The organism is Variovorax sp. E3 (assembly GCF_016082275.1).
Lineage (GTDB): Bacteria > Pseudomonadota > Gammaproteobacteria > Burkholderiales > Burkholderiaceae_C > Variovorax.
This window is the reverse complement of record NZ_MOWM01000368.1, coordinates 1-712: the sequence shown is the minus strand read 5'-3', so window position 1 is coordinate 712 and position 712 is coordinate 1. Positions and strand designations below refer to the sequence as shown.

The window sequence follows — 712 nt, the reverse complement described above, 5'->3', positions numbered from 1 at the left end:
AGCCTGTCGTCGTCCACGTCGACGGGGCTGAGCACCGTGACGAGTGACATCAGCAGCCTGTCGACCTCCACCTCGTCCGGCCTGAGCACCGTCACCAGCGGCATCAGCAGCCTCTCGGCCTCGACTTCCACGGGGCTCGGCACGCTCACCAGCAGCGTCGGCAGCCTGTCCACCGGCCTGAGTTCGACGAACAGCAATCTCGTCAGCCTGTCGGCTTCGGCCTCGACGGGCATCGGCAGCCTCTCGACCGGCCTGAACGTGGTCAGCGGCAACGTGAGCAGCCTGAGCACGGCCGTGGGCAGCATCTACAACCAGGGCACGAAGTACCTCCAGACGAATTCGACAGCCGCCGCGGCAACGGCGAGTGGCAGCGACTCGGTGGCGATCGGCCCGCAGGCCGTGGCCAGCGGCAGCAACGCGATCGCGGCGGGCAACGGTGCGCAGGCGACGGCGACCAATGCGATTGCGGTGGGCTTCGGCGCGCAGGCCACGGGGGCCAATGCCATCGCCATCGGTGCCGGGGCCCTGGCCACGGGCTCGGAGGCTTTCGGTCTCAATGCGCGAGCGGGCGGCGCCGGCGTGGCGCTGGGCGACGGGGCCGACGCAGGCGGCACGCCGCTGAGCCAGGCGCAGGGCGTCTCCAAGGGCACGGCCATCGGCTTCGGCGCGGTGGTGCAGCAAAGCGGCGGGGTGGCGTTGGGCTCGGGCTCGG

At 71.3% G+C, this 712-nt stretch carries 1 pseudogene; it reads left to right on the top strand.

Features of this window, described 5'->3' with window-relative positions:
• Positions 1-36: 36 nt before the first annotated feature.
• Positions 37-712, top strand: a pseudogene (locus BMG07_RS40905) (hemagglutinin); the annotation flags it as partial.